Origin of the sequence: Fictibacillus macauensis ZFHKF-1 (genome assembly GCF_000269865.1) — a bacterium.
Lineage (GTDB): Bacteria > Bacillota > Bacilli > Bacillales > Fictibacillaceae > Fictibacillus_C > Fictibacillus_C macauensis.
In genome coordinates, this window is the sequence record NZ_AKKV01000025.1 from 166,941 (window position 1) to 183,811 (window position 16,871).

Sequence of the window (16,871 nt, forward strand, 5' to 3'; positions counted from 1 at the left end):
TTGTCACCTCCGACAATGCCATTGCTCCATTTCACGAATCCTAAATACAAACTATAACAAGCTGCTAGGAGCACAATCATATACACATCGAGCAACATCTTCACCTCCGCCTTAGTTCAAGTAACTTTTCACTAAATTTGATAAATATTCTGAAGCGGCCATTGCATCGCGGCCATCAATTTTTAATGTAATGGTACGAAAAGCTTCATTTGAATTATGTGATAAAAAGAATAAGTTCATTCCTAACAACCCTTTACCGTTGATGCGCACCTCCTGATCACAGATAAAGACATTGCTTTCAAAACTTCCGGCAGCTGTAACAAATTCGAGCATTTGTTCTCTAGACAACCGATTCGGAAAGGCAATCATCATTTGAACGGAATTTGGAATCCCCATTTTTTATCCTCCTGTTAAAGCATGAAGGGGGGCTCCCCCCTCATACCTTTTATTTGTCTTTACGTATTTCTCCTGGGACAAACGGTCTCGTCACACGCGCAGTTACTAGACGTGCAATCGACGCAGATTGTTGATCTCGAATCGCTTTACTCACTAACGTATCAATTTCACTAGGACTCATTTTCATTTTCCAAGTCTCCTTTTCATTCTTTTTATGAAGAAAGTAAAAATGATAAATTACCAGTTTTGTTGTGAATAATATAAGTTGCGCCTAGATCTTTATAGATCCTCGAGAGATAGTGCGTATCCGATTTAATGACGAACACAGGAAGATCATAAAATGCTCGGATCCATTCGATGGCATTACAGCAGCCTACAAACGATGTTTCCACAATGATGACCTTTGAAAGCGGACGATGAAAAACTTCAGGCACTTTTGTATTACGGAGCGTTGGCATCACGTAAATTTGCTTGTAGTTTTCCTTTTCTAACTTCTCTGCTTCTGACCAGCTCGGCACACATAGCATAATAGATTGTTTCTCAAGACTTGTTAGCTTTGAAACGATGTGCTCCGACACTTCATCAGGAAACATAATGAGAATGTCTCCACTGTTTACATCCATTTATTTACTCCTCCTATAAAAAAAAGCAACAAAAAAGAAGCCTTGCGAAGAGGAACTCTTCACGCGGCTTCTAAGCACAGCTAAATAAGCGTGCAAACACACGGAATTTGTTGCCTCTCTCGGTACGCTTACGAGGTTAGCTGACGGATTCGGGCGTGAGAGTCGCCCTACTCGAACATTATCGTTCAAGATTCACCCCATGTAGTTATTACTAACTACGGTTGGTTCCCCCGTTTCTCTATAGTCATAGAGAATTAAGCGAAATAGACGCTAGTTTTTGGATCGTTTTAAACGGATCCAATCGGTTTATTGCTATTCATACTATTGATTTCTTACGTATTCACCTTCTCCCTTGCCACGCTTACGAAGTTAGCTGACGGGTTCAGACGGCAAAGGTCGCCTGGCAAAAAAATTGCTTCACCCCACGTACATGGTTCCTCCGCTCTTTTTAATCGATTCAGCGTTTAAGCATTTCTGTGTGGCTATCGTGTTGTTGATGAAATTTATCTTACTCTCGTTATAGGCACTTGTAAAGCTAATAAAATACGCTAAATCCGATAAAATACAATCATTTCATGGGATTTATGTGTATTTTAATGAATTTACACATACCTAATCAACTTATTTCATCCTTTTTCTCCTTTTTTTATTAAAGGTACCTGAAAATAAAACTGTTATAATTTTCTTAAAATTTACCATTTTATTGCCTTCTTTTGTAAAAACTATCGGTGGAATTGCCTTCTGATTATTATTGCAAAAAAATACTCCACTGCTCATATTTGAACAATGGAGTATCTTTATTTCTTACTTTTTCATCAGTTCAGAAACAAGTTCATACGAACGAAGACGTGCTTCGTGATCGTAAATTTGGGCATTAACAATTAATTCATCTGCCTGCGTTTCTTCAATGAAGGTTTGAAGTTTTTCTGCTATTGTTTCTTTTGTCCCTATAAACGTCGTTCGCAGCTGTTGCATGAGCGTTGCTTTTTCAAATGGTGACCAAAGTCCCTCCATCGATGAAACAGGCGCTTTTAACTTAGAAGGAATGCCACGAATTAAATTTAGAAATTGTTGTTGCATACTTGTAGCGATGAATTGTGCTTGCTCTTCTGTATCTGCTGCAATAATATTTACGCCGACCATGGCGTAAGGCTTCGCTAATTCTTCACTTGCTTTAAAGTTGCGGCGATAAACATCGAGTGCTGGTAACGTATTATCTGGTGAAAAATGACTAGCAAATGAAAATGGCAATCCTAGTTGCGCAGCTAAGCGGGCACTAAAACCACTTGAGCCTAATAGCCAGATCGGAACGTGAAGTCCTTCTCCTGGAATGGCGCGCACGGGTTGTTGTTCTACAGGTTGGAAATACTGACGAAGCTCGTCAACTTGCTCAGGAAAGTCTTCGCCATTGCTCATATTTTCACGTCGGAGAGCACGAGCGGTCGTTTGGTCTGTACCTGGCGCTCGTCCTAATCCTAGGTCAATTCGCCCCGGGTATAAAGACTCTAGCGTACCGAAATGTTCAGCGATAATAAGCGGAGAATGATTGGGTAGCATAATGCCTCCCGATCCAACGCGAATCGTCGAAGTGCCTCCCGCTATATGACCAATAACAACCGATGTTGCTGAGCTTGCAATGCCAGGCATACTATGATGTTCGGCAACCCAATACCGATTAAATCCCCATTTTTCAGCATGTTGTGCAAGATCTAAAGAATTTCGAAGAGCATGCGTCGCTTCTTCTCCTTCTTTTATAGGAGAAAGATCAAGCACAGAATAGCGAATATCTTGTAAAGATTTCTTCATCAATTATCTCTCCTTCGTTTTCTTACCATCGATTGTAACAATAAATGTTTCAGTTACTAAATAATTTGCTCAAAAACTGCTTCATTCTCCCTTATTTTTTGATAAACGCTTTGGATAGCCGATTAAAATGGCGCCCATTCCACACAATGCAATCAAAATTGGATAAAACGAATAACCAACCAAGCTTACAGGCGAAATACTACCGATTTTTGCAGCGGTTAATGCTTGAGCACCATAAGGAATTAAACCTTGAATGCTACAAGAGAATATATCTAACAAACTCGCTGATTTACGGCGATCAATTCCATACTCATCTGCAATTTGCTTCGCTAACGGTCCTGCCGTTATGATTGAAATTGTGTTGTTTGCGGTCGATAGGTTCGTCGCACTAACAAGACCCGCAATACCAAATTCCGCTCCTTTTTTCGTAGAAATTCGCTTTGTAAAAATATTTAGCAGAAAAGAAATACCACCGTTATAGGAAATAAGCTCAACCGTTCCTCCTATAAAAATCGCTAAAAAAACAAGCTCTGACATGCCAAACATGCCATCTGTTATCGTTTTTAAGAAACTTGTTATATGATAGCTTCCATCTGCTAAGCCGATGATTCCAGAAAGAACGATCCCTCCGCCAAGAACGATAAATACGTTAAGTCCAAGCAGTGCCGCTACTAATACGAGCACATAAGGTAATAGTTTAATGATCGTATATGATCCGCTTGTAACGTGTGATACATTTCCCATCGTTACAAAAAATAAAATGAGGCAAGTTATAATGGCAGCTGGTAAAACAATCATAAAGTTCACCTTAAACTTATCGCGCATTTGTGTTTGTTGTGTACGAACTGCAGCAATCGTCGTATCAGAAATAATGGATAAATTATCTCCAAACATGGCACCACCAATCACAGCTGCTAACGTAAGCGCCATGGAAAGATCCGTTTGACCACTAATTCCTGCACCAATTGGACCAAGTGCCGCAATCGTTCCCATTGAGGTTCCCATTGCTAACGATATAAAAGCTGCAATCAAAAATAATCCGACAACTAATAAGTTCTCTGGAATAATGGTTAAGGCTACGTTAACCGTCGCTTTCACTGCTCCCATTCCTTTTGCTGATTCAGAAAAGCCACCAGCCAAAATAAAGATAAATACCATCATCATAATATCGATATTCCCCGCACCTTTTGCAAAGCGCTCTATTTTACTAGTCAATGATTCTTTTCTATTCATAGCTAAGGCTACAACAGCAGCAATCATAATAGCTATTACAACAGGCAGTTTATAAAAATCTCCAGTAATCACGCCGGTCCCTATAAAAAGTAGTAAAAATAAAACAAATGGCATTAACGCCCAGCCGTTGGCTTTTTGATTCGTCATGCTTCCACACCTCTACATTCATTATTTTCGCTTATGCTAAAAAAAGACTCCTTCTATAAAAGAAGGAATCTTTAGAAAAGCTCTGTTCCTTCTTATCTTTCAAGCACATTTTGCTTGCTGGATTTGGCACAGCACTCTTTCAAAGAGTCTGCTGCCGAGACGTCCTTGGGCCAGTCCCTCGGTCTCTCTCGATAAGAATATACTCATTATTCTACTAATAAACAGCACGTATTACTTTATCGCGTTTATGCTTTACTGTCAATTACTACCCTATTAAAGCGTTCCCTACACATAATAATTTTTGTATTAATTCCCTTTATTTCACTGTACACTAGAAAGTGGAGGTGAACATGATGCTAATAGTAACAACAGAAAGAATAGCGGGGTATAAAGTCTCAAAGGTGCTCGGTTCTAGCTTTGGTGTGGTTGTTCGGTCGAGAGGTCTTGGGGGTAACATTATGGCTGGCCTTAAAGGTCTTGTTGGTGGAGAAATTAAACAATATACGTCCATGCTTGAAGACGCACGAAAAGAAGCGCTCGATCGTCTTGTAAAAAACGCGACGGCTATGGGAGCAAACGCCATCATCATGATGCGTTTTGATTCTGGTGAAATTGGACAAAACATGAGTGAAATTGTCGCTTATGGTACAGCCGTGATCGTCGAAGAAGAAGTGTAATGCTTATTCTACTGATTGGCGCCCTAATCATCATCCTCGTATCATGGAAGTTTTTTGATATCCGCTACAAAGGGTCAAAAGAGAAAGCTCCTTTTGGTTTTTATGCGACAGATGAAGTATCCATTGATCCCATTACCAATGTAACGACTAGAGTGTATTATAACCCCGAAACGGGTGAGCGCCTTTACATTGAGGAATAACAACAGAAAAGAAGGGAGCTTCCCTTCTTTTTGCTTCCTTTATTTCGTTCCTCTATTAATCGAAAAACGATCTTCTACTAGCGACCAATTTCGTGCAAATGGCTCTCCTAACACCCAATAAGCGACGCCACGTATGCCTTTTTCCTTCACTAAATTGTATTTTGCTTGCATACTCGCTTCATTTTCAAACCAAACAACATGTTTTTTTCCCGTAGCATCTCTGTAATAAAAATATGGAGCATCTACTCTTGCATCATATTGCAACGGAATTTTCTGATCAATGGCTAACTGCGCTGCTCCTTCAGGCGAAATACGTTTCGCAAAAGGATTACCTTTTTTATAAGGTAGCGGCCAATCATACCCATACAAAGGGGCACCGAGAATAATTTTCGTGCGCGGAATTTCTGATAAAGCATACTCTAACACTTTCCGTACTTCAGTAATGGGAGCAACCGCCATCGGAGGTCCCCCTGACCATCCCCACTCATACGTCATAAGGACAACATAATCAGCTAATTGCCCATGGGTTTTGTAATCATGCGCGGTATACCATGGCCCACTTTGCGTGCCACTCGTTTTAGGAGCAAGCGCTGTAGATGTTACATAACCATTCGCTTTTGCTTTTGATAAAAGCTTGTGTAAAAACGTATTATATCGCGTCTTATCTTCTGGTTTAATATGTTCAAAATCGACATTGATCGCTGCATACCTTTTGTTCTTCATCGTCGTAAGTACTTGTGAGATCACAGTATTCATTGCTTGTTGATTCGTAAACAAGGCGTGTGCAATGCTCGGTGAAAACGTACCATTTTCAAAATTTGTAAGAACAAACATTGGCAAAGAGCCTTGTTTTTTTATTTCTTTAATGAGCTTTTCATCTTTTACCGCAATTAGCGATCCATCTTGTTTGACTTGATAACTAAATATCGCAGTATACGATAAATGACGTGCATTCTTTTTTACTTCAGCAATCGCTTTCTGCTCATTAAACGGCTCAATGTAACCGATTGTTGTAACTGGCGTTTTATTGCTTTGTTTCGTTTTATAGGCAACATTTTGAATCGTGGACGAACGCTCTTTTTTCATATCCTCTTGCTTTGATGCCGTACAGGCCGACAAACATAGTAATCCAGAAAAACAGATAAGCCATACTTTTTTCATCGTTCAACTCTCCTTTTTAGTTACTTTTCCTCCCTCAACCTCAACTATTCGAAAAGCGCGTTGTTAAATTTTTCTTCCAGATAAAAAAAGCTGTAAGCGAATTATTCGCTTACAGCTTCATGATTGGATGTACGATGTAGATCAATAGGCAACATAATGGTTACCGTTGTGCCCTTATTCACTAAGCTAGAAAAAGTAATTTTACCTTTATGATTTTCGATAATTTTTAAGCTCACCATCAGCCCAAGCCCAATGCCTTTTTCTTTATTAGAATAAAACGGTTCGCCTAAACGATTGATCCGTTCTTTGGAAATGCCAATCCCTTCATCATGAATTGTAATTTTTATAAAGCGACGCTTGTACAAAGCGGTCTGAATAGTTACAATTCCTCCGTGGTGCATGGCTTCAATTGCATTTTTTATCACATTAATTAATACTTGCTTCAGCTGATTCCCTTCACATAAAACAGCAGGTAAGGTTGAAGATAATTGTTCTTTAAATTGAACATTTTTCAAGTTGGCTTCGGAATGCAACAATACCATCGCTTGCGTGATCACTTCATTGATGCTTTTCTTTTGAAATTCAATATCTGTGTGTGGTTTTGCTAAAATTAAAAACTCGTTAATAATAGACTCAATACGATTTAATTCAGAAAGAATGATTTCTTGAATATGATCTTGTATATCAGGACTAATTAATTGCATAAACCCTTTAATACTCGTAAGTGGATTGCGAATTTCATGGGCAATTCCGGCTGCTAATTCACCAACGACCATCAGTTTATCCGATTTTTGCAACAATTTCTCTTGTTCTTTAATGTTTGTAATATCTTCAGCGATCCCAGCCATCCGACATACAGTACCTTGCTTATCATAAATTGGAAAAGCGCGCGATCGAATCCAGCGCAACTCGCCATCCGGTCGTTTAATGCGATATTCAATTTCATGATCTTGCTCATGTGGATATTGAAAAACCGATGAAATAATCGGTAAATCTTCTGGAACTACCGTTTCCTTTAATTGTGTTAAATTTTCATAACCCATTTCTCTCGGTCTTCCCCAAATTCTTTCAAAGGATGGACTTAAATAAATGAACTGCTTACTTTGGCAATCTCTCATCCAAAACACATCATTGGCATTATCTGCAAACTGTCGAAAACGTTCTTCACTTTCTAACAATCCGAGCTCGGTTTGCTTTTGCACAGTAATGTCTCGAGACACCCCAACGATGCCGTACACTTCGCCATTTTCATTGATCAAAGGTGAAAGTAGTGCCTGGAAATAAAACGTTTGGTCGCCACGTTCCCTACTCCATTCAAAGATTTTACATGTTCCTTGCTCCAACACCTCTAAACAAGCCTCTTCATGACCAGCAGCAAACCTACCGAAAATTTCAGATACACTTTTCCCAATTAACGTTTCTGGGTCAATGAGCTGTTTTTTAATCCACGTTCCATATACGCCCGTATGAATTAAATCCCGATTCAGCGTAAAAACCGTATCTTCCATAGACGTCACTAATGAGCGAAAAGGTTCTTCACTTTTTTGGCGAGCGTTTTCCATCTGTTTTTGTTCTGTCACTGCAGCAATTGTAATAACTACTAGAGTGGAGCCGGTTGAACTTTGTAGAGGACTTGTTGACACTGTATACCATTTACACGTCATATGTTTAGGTGACACAACGCCAATTAATTCATCTTGAACGTTATTTCCGGTTACTTTTGTTTTTTGTGACGGAAAATCCTCAAAGGCTAACGGTAACCCCGATTCATTCATTGCTAAAAAAGACGCCTGCTCATAGTGCATCCCCTGCACTTTTTCTTGAATACCTAATATGTTACGCGCCATGTCATTTACATAAATGACCGTGTTATCCTCCGCTAATACGATGACACCACTGGCAATGGCATCCATTAATTGTATAACAGGTATTTCATTCATAGGATCTATTTTCATATAAAATCAACCTTAATTGTTAAATTTTTCGTTTCGCTATGTTTTATCATAGCACATCAAGGCTTTTCGCTTGTATTGTCTTTTTTCCTATTTTCTAACTTGCCTATTTTTAAAAAGTAAGGTACTTGTCCATTTCCCTGAGCTTTCCTGTGAATATAGTATGTTGAAAGGGGTTAATTGAATGAATAAAAGATATAGTTCTTATAACCGTGGCCGACAAAAAAAATCATCTTATCGTCCATACGGTTATTCAGTCACCGCAAAAGAAAGAACGCACTATCAGAGGCCTTGTAAGTATAAAAAAGTGAGTGCCTACCGTTATGATGAATATGAGTCTCCTTATGTGCGAGACGAAAGACACTATGAAAGCTCAGTAGACCAAACTCCAACTTTCGTCATTGAATTAAGTGAACATTTAAGTTTAAGTGAAAATTTGAGCTCAAGTGAAAGTTCATCTAGTTCTAGTTCGTCTAGTTCTAGTTCGTCTAGTTCGAGCTCTTCTAGTTCGAGTTGTACAAGTTCAAGCTCTTCTAGTTCGAGCTCTTCCAGTTCGAGCTGTACAAGTTCCAGTTCGTCTAGTTGTACAAGCTCTTCAAGCTCTTCCTGCAGAAGCTGTCGCGGCAATACCTTAAACAGTAAGCAAGTATGTAAGGATGCCTGCTCTTCATTTAGTGGTAAAGAGCGCAAACGTTGTTACAAAAATTGCATCGATAATATTGACTGGCGCATTCCTGGTCCTTGTGGCGATCGAATTAGTGTTGCTGGTGACCGCTGTGATGACTATTATTGGGACAACGACTAATTCCTTTGCATAAACCGTCATCTTACTGAACAACCTACACATAAAAAATGTGGAGGAAACAATGAACCAATTTGAATTAGCGCAGCTAACGAACGAGCAACAGCATGTATTGAACGAGGTTGAAAAAGAGATGGGAATCGTGTTAATCGCATGGGAACAACAAGCGGTCGAGAACGACCATACACGCAACGAAAAACGCTAAAAAAAGCTCCTTCGTTCATCATCAACGAAGGAGCTTTCCTCTTAGTGCACTTTAAATTTATAAGGTTTCATATTCATTTCTAAACGCTTCATCTTATACCCTTGTGATTGAATGTAAGCTAAAAGTCTAGGCAGGCTGTCTAATGTTGTTTTCTTCTCATGCATGAGAATAATGAGTGGCTCATGCGTATTTTTTAACGCATTGAACTGATTAATCGTATAAGGTACATACGCTGGACTTCTAAATGCCCAATCTCGGCTGTCGATGGTCCAATCCCACAAATGATAGCCGTGGTCTTTTACAGCTTTTTGATACGGTGGCTTCATATAAGGTGCACTACCATACGGTGTACGAATCATGTTTGTTTTCTTGCCTGTCACTTTATATAACGTATCATTATCTTGATCCATCTCTTTTACAACTGTGTCCTTTGTACGATAAATCAACTTCGCATCATGACTAACACCATGCAAACCATAATTGAATCCTTCTTTATCCATACGTTTAACAGCCTCTTTATGACTGAGGATGTTAGGTGAAAGCATAAAGAATGTCGCACTCGCATTGTATTTCTTGAGCGTATCCATAATTTGATTTGAATATGGCGAAGGACCGTCATCAAAAGATAAATACACTACTTTTTTCGTAGCCGGAAGTGGTTTTTTACTTGCTTTAATGCGATGATCAACATTTGCGGGCTTTTTGTCGTGATCATGCGCTTTTTTCTCTTTTTTGGCTACAGAATCTGACGAAGAATCGTTTTTACTTTCGGATTTTTCTTTTTTCTTTTCAATTGCAGTGATTTTATTGACATGCCACGAGCCGTAAATAATGGCAATCCCTACAATTGACAACAACAAGACAATGATCGCTTCGCGTTTTCCCGCTTTTTTTCTTCTTTGCCCTCTCATAACTATCCAACACCTTATCTTAACATTTCTAGTACGTTACCTATTATACGGCTTTTTTGTCGGAAATGGTAAGAAGAAAGCTAAAAAATTATGAAAATAGTACGAACTTCCCCGATTTGAACTGGAAATTTTATTTCCTTAATTAGGTTTTATCTTCATTTTTTGTTAATGTAAGCACTTCTCTAATAATTGCATTAATTTTCCGATTAATGAAATCGCTTCCATGAAGTTCTTTTGCGTTTACAATTTTCTCTTCTACATCTTCATCGAATTGAATGAGCATGCGATCTTCCTCTGCTTCATTATATAAGTCAATCATCGCTTCAAGACCTTCTTGCATGGAATCAATAGCTTTACTATAAAGTTGTTTGCTCTGTTTATTCAGTTTCATCTTCATCACCTATACTCATTCTTTCCTATTTTCCGTGCCTAAATTCGAAAAGTTAGACATGTACCCTGTCCGTTTTAGTTTGTCTAACATACGTTGTGTAGTGAAGTATATGAAAATTAAAAAGGAGCGATTCTTTATGTATTATGGTTGTGGCTGTAACCAACCTCAAGTTATTGTTCACCCTACGCAATGCTGTGTTAAGCATTACTATCAAACGCAGGAAGTTGTCCACGTTCATCCTGTGCAATATCAACACGTAAATCATATGGTGTACAAACATGTTCATGAATACCCAGTTTGCCATTCCTCCACTGGTCAAGTGTACCATCAATCTGTTGATTGTGGTCCACCACCTTGCTGCTAACCGTAAATTGTTACCGCTTGAAACACCGTTCATACCATGCTATAGTGAAATCTTAAATGACGTATAATCATGGAGCGCGTGTGTTCATGCATGAGACCAGCTATGGTGCTGGTTTCTTTTTTTGTTACCTTGAAAGCCACGCTCTCGTAAGAAAGGAGCGATTATACTTGAAAACGATTTGGAAAGAACTATTACTTGTTATAATAGGATCACTAATCTTTGCCTTAGGTGTAAATGTCTTTGCTCTTCCTAATCAATTAGGAGAAGGCGGCGTTACCGGAATTTCCATGCTCTTATATTATGTTTTTCATTGGTCGCCTAGCTATACCAACTTTGCTATGAATGCCGTGCTTCTTCTAATCGGCTATAAACTACTTCACAAAAGAGTCACTCTTTATACAACAATTTGCATTGTATGTACATCGCTCTTTCTCCACATAACAGAAGGAATGTCCGTACCCGTCACCGATCCTTTATTAGGAGCCATCTTCGCTGGTATTTTCATCGGTATTGGTCTCGGGCTTGTGTTGCGTTCCGGGGGAACAACGGGAGGTTCAACCATTCTAGCACGCATGGCAAATCAATATTTTGGCTTTGGCATTAGTTCAACGATGCTCATTATCGATTTAATTGTTGTGTTAAGTTCCTACTTTGTCATTGGCGCACAAAATACGATGTACACTGTTATTTCTTTGTACATTAGTTCCAAAGTGCTTGACTATATTATTGATGGCTTTGATGCTAGAAAAGCCGTCACGATCATTTCGATGGAACCACAAGCAATTGCCAAGAGGGTCAATGCTGAAATGGATCGTGGTGTAACTGTCTTTTCCGCTCAAGGAAACTATAGTAAGGAAACGAAAGAAATACTCTATGTTGTTATTAATAAACAAGAACTGTTTCAGTTAAAGAAGATTGTACACAAACAAGATGACCAAGCCTTCGTTGTCATTCATGATGTTCGCGATGTTTTTGGTGAAGGCTTTACCTTTCCTAAAAAAGAAATCGTCTAACGAGTTCATTCAAAAAAGAAGCTTACCGTAACGCCTTTTCGCAAAGTCACGCCGGTAAGCTTCTTTTTTACATTGCCTGCTTTAAAATAACTGTACGAATAGCATGAGCAACACCGTGCATATCGTGTGGCAATGTCGTAAAGTCACAATACGCTTTAATTTCATTCAGTGCATTTCCCATGGCGATACTTGTGCCAGCAACTTTCATCATTGGTAAATCATTTAAATTGTCACCAATGGCAACCGTATGCTCATACGGAATACTAAGATGATCGGCCATCGCCTGCAGTCCATTTCCTTTGTTGGCTTCCTTATGATTAATTTCTAAGTTATTGGTTGATGAACTTGTTACGAAAATAGAAGCAAACTGTCGAGCTTTTTGTTCAATTCTCGCCAATTTATCTAGCGAATACGAAAAAGGTAGTAGCTTATAAACAATCAGCTCTTCGTTCCATATCGACGTAAAAGAAGCAATGTGTTGCTGTCCATATTGCTGTAAATACCCTTGTGCTCGTTGCCATAGTTGCTCAGAATCAATCGTTTCATCCATCTTTTGCAATCCTTGAATTTCCGCCATAATACCTTGTTCTCCATACGTTGGGGTGTATATGCCTTGATTGGTATGAAGATGATAGAACACGTGCTCTTTTTCCATTTCTTGAAGAACACTGTATGCCTCCTCTTTAAGAAGGGGGAACGCACACACCGTGTTATTGCCTTCTACAATAACCGCTCCATTTGCTCCAATAACGGGACACGTAAGACCGGCTTCTTCTAATAAATGCAGTACATCACTCACAGCGCGCCCTGTACAAATGGAAACGGTTATTCCGTGGGATTGTGCCTCACGAATCGCCCGTGCATTTTCCTCACTAATCTTTTTATCTTTATGTAATAGCGTGCCATCTAAATCAATTGCAACTAACTTCATAATAACCCTCTTTTTAGTATAATTGTTTCCACTCCGTGATCTTGAAGCTGTCCAGCTAATGACTCCGGAATTTCTTGATCGGTAATAACAATATCAAACTCATCTAAACCACATACTTTATAAAAATATTCTTTATCAAATTTCGATACATCTGCAAGCACAATCACTTGATTGGAGCGTGAAATCATCTCTTTGAGTAAAAACCCCTCCTCTTCAAACGGTAGCGTTAACCCAGAAGAGGAAATACCACATGCGCCTAAAAAAAGCTTATTCACTTTCAAATCAGCCAGCTGCGCAATCGTTCTTGCACCATAAATAGAGCGATGCTTATTATTTAATCGACCACCTAATAAATGGACATCCACATCGTCTTTTTTACTTAAAATGCTCGCAATATCTATCGAATTCGTTACCGCTACATTTTGCTTTGTATGCATGCTTTCTGCCAAGCATTGAACGGTCGTCGAAGCATCGAGCAACACATAATCGCCGTCTTTAATTAACGAAGCAGCGTACGATCCGATCTTACGTTTTGCGTCCGATCCTTTTTGTAGCCGTTCTTCATAATTATAAACTTCATGAAAAAAAGTCGACAGTTTAGCCCCGCCACGCGTGCGAATCACTTTGCCTTCTTCCTCTAATTTAACAAGATCTCTTCGGGCCGTATCTTTAGAAACATGATACATGTTACATATGGCATCCATATCAATGCGTTCATGTTGCTTTAAATAGGCTACAATGGCCTCCATCCGCTCATCTTGATACATAAAGCACACATCACCTCTTTCTGTAAGTATATGCTAATATAAGTTTTCTTGCAACTTTATAAGTTTTTTAAGTTTTATAAAAAAAGATGAAAGCTTTAACACTCTCATCTCTTACGTTTTATCTGTTTTTAAACGTTGCACTTTACTTAACAAGTCTGCTATTTCATCTTGGAACCGTTTCATTTTTTCCATTTTTTCTTGTAGCATCTGTTGTTGTTCTGTTAATCCTTGCTCAATTTCATTTAATTCTTGTTTTTTTAAGACTTCACTTGAAGAAGACGTATACTGTTCTTTATGCTCTAGGATCCGTTCTTTTAGCGTAAGAAAATGTTGTAGCTCTTGCAAGGAAAAGCCTAGTACTTCTTTTGCATCTACAACGCGTTGCAATTGCTTCACATCTTGCTCTGTATAACGGCGCATTTGGCCATCGCTTCGATCAGGTGGTGCCGTCAATCCAATTTCTTCATAATAGCGAATGGCACGTTTTGTGATGCCTGTTAGCTTTGCCACTTCGTCAATTTTCATCCAGTTCACCGTTTATTTATTGCTACCCAAAATACGGATAACGATCGTGTTATCGAGCAGCTCTCCTTTCCTTTTTAGTTCTGTCATTTTCTGCGCATCGTATTTCCTCGAAACGCACTACCTACCTTTTTAATACTTTCATTTTGAAATGAATTCTATATAAGAAAGATATCATCTTGAACGATATCGCTTTGTAGGATAGACTTTTACTATGTAATCATTGAAAATGAAGCGGAATTTCTTCTATTAAAAAAGTAAGTTCCTTCTTCCAAAGAGTATACTCCTTCTCTTTTATACACGTCAATGTACTAAAAATGTCATAGAAAAAACGCTCAATATGCTACTTATTAAAGCAAGGATGAAACAAAATTCCCTTCACAACGCCAGAAAGCATGACTATTGTACCTGTTTTTTTGAATATTTACATACTATAATCTGATAGTTAATATTTTCTAATCACATTACATATTAGATGGCTGTTGTTGCTGGAATGGAGGATATAATAAATGATCAGCTGGCTTAGACGAAAAAAAACATTAACCGGTGCTCAAATCCCAGCTGCGGAAGAAGACCCTTACACCTCTCCTGCCGCGGTAGTGATGGAGCTAAAAAGTAAAGCCATCCCACCCGATAAAGAAATAGAGCACTTTAAACATAAATTATTACAATATGGCATTGAACTGCAAGACATGCCAAAACAAACGCCTTCAAGGTATAAAGCAAGATCTTCTGCCTTACAAACAGCATACTTTATTGCGGATCATGAGGAGTTACGCGATGTGTTTTTGAAAAACCGTCAACTACCAATGCTCTCATTAATGCCCGCTCATCATAAAAAGAGTATTAAACGGCATGCGTCCTACATTATTGCTGCAGCTCTTATTATTATAGAAGATTATCATTATCTTAAAGGCTATTTGCCAGAACAGGAGGCCCTTTCATGACAAGGGGAATTGTGGTAGAGGTAAAGCGTCGACATATGATCGTTTTATCCGACGGTGTATTTCATAAAGTAAAAATTTCTGGCCAACCTTATACTGTGGGCAGTGACATCGTACTGCAAGAAGAACGAAAAAGACGCGAAAGAGCCAATGAAGGCTCGTTCTTTAAAAGAAAAGTAGTATTTGCTTTTACACTTGCCATCTTATTAGTTTTGTTTCAATTTCATAGCTTTGCTGGTCAAGGAGCCTACGCTTATGTTGGCATTGATATGGATGCTAATATTGAAATGGAAATTGATGAACATCTTCTCGTTCATGATATTAGTACGTATAATGCCCGAGGCAAAAAACTTCTATCTCAACTAAACAATTGGCGCAATCAACCCATTGAAAAAGTGACCGATATGATTTTTAGCATCTGTCGTAAACAAGGCTATATTAAGCCTAACCAAGAAATTCTAGTTACAACGACGCTCAATAAAGACGTGAGTCAACAAATAAAAAAACAAATTGAGCAAAAAATTAACGATTTAATGCAACAAAAAGCAAAAGAAAATATGCTGATTATGACAAGCTTACTTATGTCTAATGAAGATCGCAAACGTGCCCTAGAAATTGGCGTATCACCTGCTAAATATGCCATTTTCATAGCAGCTAAGAAAAGTGGTATTCCGTTAACAGAAGCAGATATAAAAAATAAAAGTATTGATGAACTGTCTGATAAAGTCGGTCGACCCATTAGCACACTTCTCTATGATTCAAAAATCGGCGCACATTTGAGCTATCAGCCGAAGGAAACCGATGATGAAGTGAACGTTAATTTGTCTTCTGGTGCGCCGATTGAACATCCCGAGTCGGCCCTACATTTAACGAATTCAATCGGTACGAATGGACCAACAGCGACGACTGAACAACAACCGAAATCACAACAACCTACAGGTGATTCCAGCTCTTCTAAACCGTTAACTGTTGATCCATTAGATACACCGACACCGACACCAACGCCAACACAGACTACTCCACCACCTACTACAGTAAAGGTGGAGGTTCTACCAAAAGACACTAAACCGGTTACTACAGGTTCAGAAATACCGTACAAACAACCCGAGCTAAAGCTTCCGCCGCCGCTGAAGGAAAATAAACCAGATATACCAACGATTGAGTTACCTAAACAAGAGCCTGTGTTGCCGAAACCAAAAGAAGAGAAGCCAGTCACACCTATTCCTGATCCAGGGTCTCGTAAAGACGACAAAGTCACGCCACCCCTTGAGGAACCAAAACGTTCCGAAACCAAGGAGCCTACGCATAACAAGGAAACTGGTCCCACTCATCAAGAAAACCCAACTCCGGCTTCTGATGAGAAAAAGCAACCGACTACAGAGACAAATCCTCCTGAGCAAAAAGAGCGCATCACTCCACCTGTAGCGGATGAGACAAAAAAAGAAGAACAAGTACGACCATCAACTACAGAAAATACACCGACTCTTCCAGCGACGGAAACGGCTCCGATTGAGAAGAGTCAGCCTCCTGTAACACAGGATCAAAATGAAGCACCGTCTCTACCAGCAACAGCACAGGATCAACCGGCAGAAGAACAAACGATTGCTCATACTAGTAATCATGAGAACACGGTCGTTCTTCCGGATCAATCACTAGCAGAGGACAAGCAGGCAGCACAGCAAAAAGAAGCAGTACCTCCACCGTCGACAGAGGAAGGAACGGCTCTTGAAACACCGCCAAGTGAGCTTACTTCACCAAAAGAAGAACCAGCTGCGTAATAAAAAAGCGATGACTTTTAAAAAAAGTCATCGCTTTTTTCGTTTTCC

The 16,871-nt window shown here is 39.1% G+C and carries 20 protein-coding genes and 3 riboswitches; of the genes, 7 read left to right on the forward strand and 13 right to left on the reverse strand.

All coding sequences use genetic code 11. The features are described 5' to 3' along the window. Nucleotides 1-111: 111 nt before the first annotated feature. The 5 genes from A374_RS10145 to A374_RS10160 form a co-directional block, all read right to left on the reverse strand. Nucleotides 112-396, reverse strand: coding sequence for an HPr family phosphocarrier protein (locus A374_RS10145; RefSeq protein ID WP_007202114.1), 285 nt, complete (start codon nt 394-396; stop codon nt 112-114). Between the two features lie 49 nt (nt 397-445). After that, nucleotides 446-583 carry a hypothetical protein gene (locus A374_RS20605; RefSeq protein ID WP_156793194.1) on the reverse strand — a complete coding sequence of 46 codons (138 nt, stop codon included), beginning with the start codon at nt 581-583 and terminating at the stop codon, nt 446-448. Between the two features lie 25 nt (nt 584-608). Continuing rightward, entirely contained in the window at nt 609-1,019 is a 411-nt protein-coding gene (locus tag A374_RS10150) for a hypothetical protein (RefSeq protein WP_007202115.1), read from the reverse strand. 109 nt (nt 1,020-1,128) lie between these two features. After that, a riboswitch (cyclic di-AMP (ydaO/yuaA leader) is annotated at nt 1,129-1,290 on the reverse strand. A gap of 71 nt (nt 1,291-1,361) precedes the next feature. Beyond that, nucleotides 1,362-1,492, reverse strand: a riboswitch (cyclic di-AMP (ydaO/yuaA leader). Nucleotides 1,493-1,823: 331 nt separating this feature from the next. Then, entirely contained in the window at nt 1,824-2,825 is a 1,002-nt protein-coding gene (locus A374_RS10155) for an LLM class flavin-dependent oxidoreductase (RefSeq protein ID WP_007202116.1), read from the reverse strand. Nucleotides 2,826-2,906: 81 nt separating this feature from the next. Further along, complete coding sequence (locus tag A374_RS10160; protein ID WP_007202117.1) at nt 2,907-4,205, reverse strand: Na+/H+ antiporter NhaC family protein; 1,299 nt, start codon at nt 4,203-4,205, stop codon at nt 2,907-2,909. Nucleotides 4,206-4,294: 89 nt separating this feature from the next. Beyond that, nucleotides 4,295-4,403, reverse strand: a riboswitch (SAM riboswitch). Between the two features lie 155 nt (nt 4,404-4,558). Between A374_RS10160 and A374_RS10165 the strand changes: the two genes are divergently transcribed. After that, entirely contained in the window at nt 4,559-4,882 is a 324-nt protein-coding gene (locus A374_RS10165) for a heavy metal-binding domain-containing protein (RefSeq protein WP_007202118.1), read from the forward strand. Next, nucleotides 4,882-5,082: a hypothetical protein gene (locus tag A374_RS10170; RefSeq protein ID WP_007202119.1), complete on the forward strand. Its 201-nt coding sequence runs from the start codon at nt 4,882-4,884 to the stop codon at nt 5,080-5,082. Before A374_RS10165 ends, A374_RS10170 begins: the two co-directional genes overlap by 1 nt. Before the next feature lie 39 nt (nt 5,083-5,121). Here the strand turns inward: A374_RS10170 and A374_RS10175 are convergent, their stop codons facing one another. The 3 genes from A374_RS10175 to A374_RS20970 form a co-directional block, all read right to left on the reverse strand. After that, nucleotides 5,122-6,243, reverse strand: coding sequence for a glycosyl hydrolase family 18 protein (locus A374_RS10175; RefSeq protein ID WP_007202120.1), 1,122 nt, complete (start codon nt 6,241-6,243; stop codon nt 5,122-5,124). A gap of 101 nt (nt 6,244-6,344) precedes the next feature. After that, nucleotides 6,345-8,198: a PAS domain-containing sensor histidine kinase gene (locus A374_RS10180; RefSeq protein WP_007202121.1), complete on the reverse strand. Its 1,854-nt coding sequence runs from the start codon at nt 8,196-8,198 to the stop codon at nt 6,345-6,347. A 360-nt stretch (nt 8,199-8,558) separates the two neighbouring features. Further along, nucleotides 8,559-8,885 carry a hypothetical protein gene (locus A374_RS20970; protein ID WP_007202122.1) on the reverse strand — a complete coding sequence of 109 codons (327 nt, stop codon included), beginning with the start codon at nt 8,883-8,885 and terminating at the stop codon, nt 8,559-8,561. 176 nt (nt 8,886-9,061) lie between these two features. Between A374_RS20970 and A374_RS20615 the strand changes: the two genes are divergently transcribed. Further along, a complete protein-coding gene (locus A374_RS20615; RefSeq protein WP_156793196.1) occupies nt 9,062-9,202 on the forward strand; it encodes a hypothetical protein in 141 nt (46 codons plus the stop codon). A 41-nt stretch (nt 9,203-9,243) separates the two neighbouring features. Here A374_RS20615 and A374_RS10190 read toward each other — a convergent pair whose 3' ends face one another. After that, on the reverse strand, nt 9,244-10,113 hold the full coding sequence (locus A374_RS10190; protein ID WP_007202123.1) for a polysaccharide deacetylase family protein: 870 nt from the start codon (nt 10,111-10,113) through the stop codon (nt 9,244-9,246). Between the two features lie 142 nt (nt 10,114-10,255). Next, on the reverse strand, nt 10,256-10,504 hold the full coding sequence (locus tag A374_RS10195; RefSeq protein WP_007202124.1) for a hypothetical protein: 249 nt from the start codon (nt 10,502-10,504) through the stop codon (nt 10,256-10,258). Between the two features lie 136 nt (nt 10,505-10,640). Between A374_RS10195 and A374_RS20015 the strand changes: the two genes are divergently transcribed. Both A374_RS20015 and A374_RS10200 read left to right on the forward strand, forming a co-directional pair. Beyond that, complete coding sequence (locus tag A374_RS20015; RefSeq protein WP_162098294.1) at nt 10,641-10,868, forward strand: CotD family spore coat protein; 228 nt, start codon at nt 10,641-10,643, stop codon at nt 10,866-10,868. Nucleotides 10,869-11,035: 167 nt separating this feature from the next. Next, nucleotides 11,036-11,881 (forward strand): YitT family protein, encoded by an 846-nt coding sequence (locus A374_RS10200; protein WP_007202125.1) that lies wholly within the window; start codon nt 11,036-11,038, stop codon nt 11,879-11,881. A gap of 67 nt (nt 11,882-11,948) precedes the next feature. Here A374_RS10200 and A374_RS10205 read toward each other — a convergent pair whose 3' ends face one another. From A374_RS10205 to A374_RS10215, 3 genes are all read right to left on the reverse strand, one after another. Beyond that, entirely contained in the window at nt 11,949-12,812 is an 864-nt protein-coding gene (locus A374_RS10205; RefSeq protein ID WP_007202126.1) for a Cof-type HAD-IIB family hydrolase, read from the reverse strand. Further along, nucleotides 12,809-13,579, reverse strand: a complete 771-nt coding sequence (locus tag A374_RS10210; protein WP_007202127.1) for a DeoR/GlpR family DNA-binding transcription regulator — start codon at nt 13,577-13,579, stop codon at nt 12,809-12,811. The genes A374_RS10205 and A374_RS10210 overlap by 4 nt, the downstream gene beginning before the upstream one ends. A 111-nt stretch (nt 13,580-13,690) precedes the next feature. Beyond that, on the reverse strand, nt 13,691-14,104 hold the full coding sequence (locus A374_RS10215) for a MerR family transcriptional regulator (RefSeq protein ID WP_007202128.1): 414 nt from the start codon (nt 14,102-14,104) through the stop codon (nt 13,691-13,693). A gap of 506 nt (nt 14,105-14,610) precedes the next feature. Between A374_RS10215 and A374_RS10220 the strand changes: the two genes are divergently transcribed. Both A374_RS10220 and A374_RS10225 read left to right on the forward strand, forming a co-directional pair. After that, nucleotides 14,611-15,048 carry a hypothetical protein gene (locus tag A374_RS10220; protein WP_007202129.1) on the forward strand — a complete coding sequence of 146 codons (438 nt, stop codon included), beginning with the start codon at nt 14,611-14,613 and terminating at the stop codon, nt 15,046-15,048. Then, complete coding sequence (locus tag A374_RS10225) at nt 15,045-16,823, forward strand: anti-sigma-I factor RsgI family protein (protein ID WP_007202130.1); 1,779 nt, start codon at nt 15,045-15,047, stop codon at nt 16,821-16,823. Before A374_RS10220 ends, A374_RS10225 begins: the two co-directional genes overlap by 4 nt. Nucleotides 16,824-16,871 lie beyond the last annotated feature (48 nt).

Bases quoted from the DNA above. Each gene is read 5' to 3' on its own strand.
- A374_RS10170 (WP_007202119.1), top strand. From the start codon at position 4,882: ATGCTTATTCTACTGATTGGCGCCCTAATCATCATCCTCGTATCATGG.
- A374_RS10160 (WP_007202117.1), bottom strand. From the start codon at position 4,205: ATGACGAATCAAAAAGCCAACGGCTGGGCGTTAATGCCATTTGTTTTA.
- A374_RS10190 (WP_007202123.1), bottom strand. From the start codon at position 10,113: ATGAGAGGGCAAAGAAGAAAAAAAGCGGGAAAACGCGAAGCGATCATT.
- A374_RS10215 (WP_007202128.1), bottom strand. From the start codon at position 14,104: ATGAAAATTGACGAAGTGGCAAAGCTAACAGGCATCACAAAACGTGCC.
- A374_RS10155 (WP_007202116.1), bottom strand. From the start codon at position 2,825: ATGAAGAAATCTTTACAAGATATTCGCTATTCTGTGCTTGATCTTTCT.
- A374_RS20015 (WP_162098294.1), top strand. From the start codon at position 10,641: ATGTATTATGGTTGTGGCTGTAACCAACCTCAAGTTATTGTTCACCCT.
- A374_RS10150 (WP_007202115.1), bottom strand. From the start codon at position 1,019: ATGGATGTAAACAGTGGAGACATTCTCATTATGTTTCCTGATGAAGTG.
- A374_RS10165 (WP_007202118.1), top strand. From the start codon at position 4,559: ATGCTAATAGTAACAACAGAAAGAATAGCGGGGTATAAAGTCTCAAAG.
- A374_RS10225 (WP_007202130.1), top strand. From the start codon at position 15,045: ATGACAAGGGGAATTGTGGTAGAGGTAAAGCGTCGACATATGATCGTT.
- A374_RS10180 (WP_007202121.1), bottom strand. From the start codon at position 8,198: ATGAAAATAGATCCTATGAATGAAATACCTGTTATACAATTAATGGAT.
- A374_RS10220 (WP_007202129.1), top strand. From the start codon at position 14,611: ATGATCAGCTGGCTTAGACGAAAAAAAACATTAACCGGTGCTCAAATC.
- A374_RS20605 (WP_156793194.1), bottom strand. From the start codon at position 583: ATGAAAATGAGTCCTAGTGAAATTGATACGTTAGTGAGTAAAGCGATT.
- A374_RS10195 (WP_007202124.1), bottom strand. From the start codon at position 10,504: ATGAAACTGAATAAACAGAGCAAACAACTTTATAGTAAAGCTATTGAT.
- A374_RS10205 (WP_007202126.1), bottom strand. From the start codon at position 12,812: ATGAAGTTAGTTGCAATTGATTTAGATGGCACGCTATTACATAAAGAT.
- A374_RS10210 (WP_007202127.1), bottom strand. From the start codon at position 13,579: ATGTATCAAGATGAGCGGATGGAGGCCATTGTAGCCTATTTAAAGCAA.
- A374_RS10175 (WP_007202120.1), bottom strand. From the start codon at position 6,243: ATGAAAAAAGTATGGCTTATCTGTTTTTCTGGATTACTATGTTTGTCG.
- A374_RS10145 (WP_007202114.1), bottom strand. From the start codon at position 396: ATGGGGATTCCAAATTCCGTTCAAATGATGATTGCCTTTCCGAATCGG.
- A374_RS20615 (WP_156793196.1), top strand. From the start codon at position 9,062: ATGAACCAATTTGAATTAGCGCAGCTAACGAACGAGCAACAGCATGTA.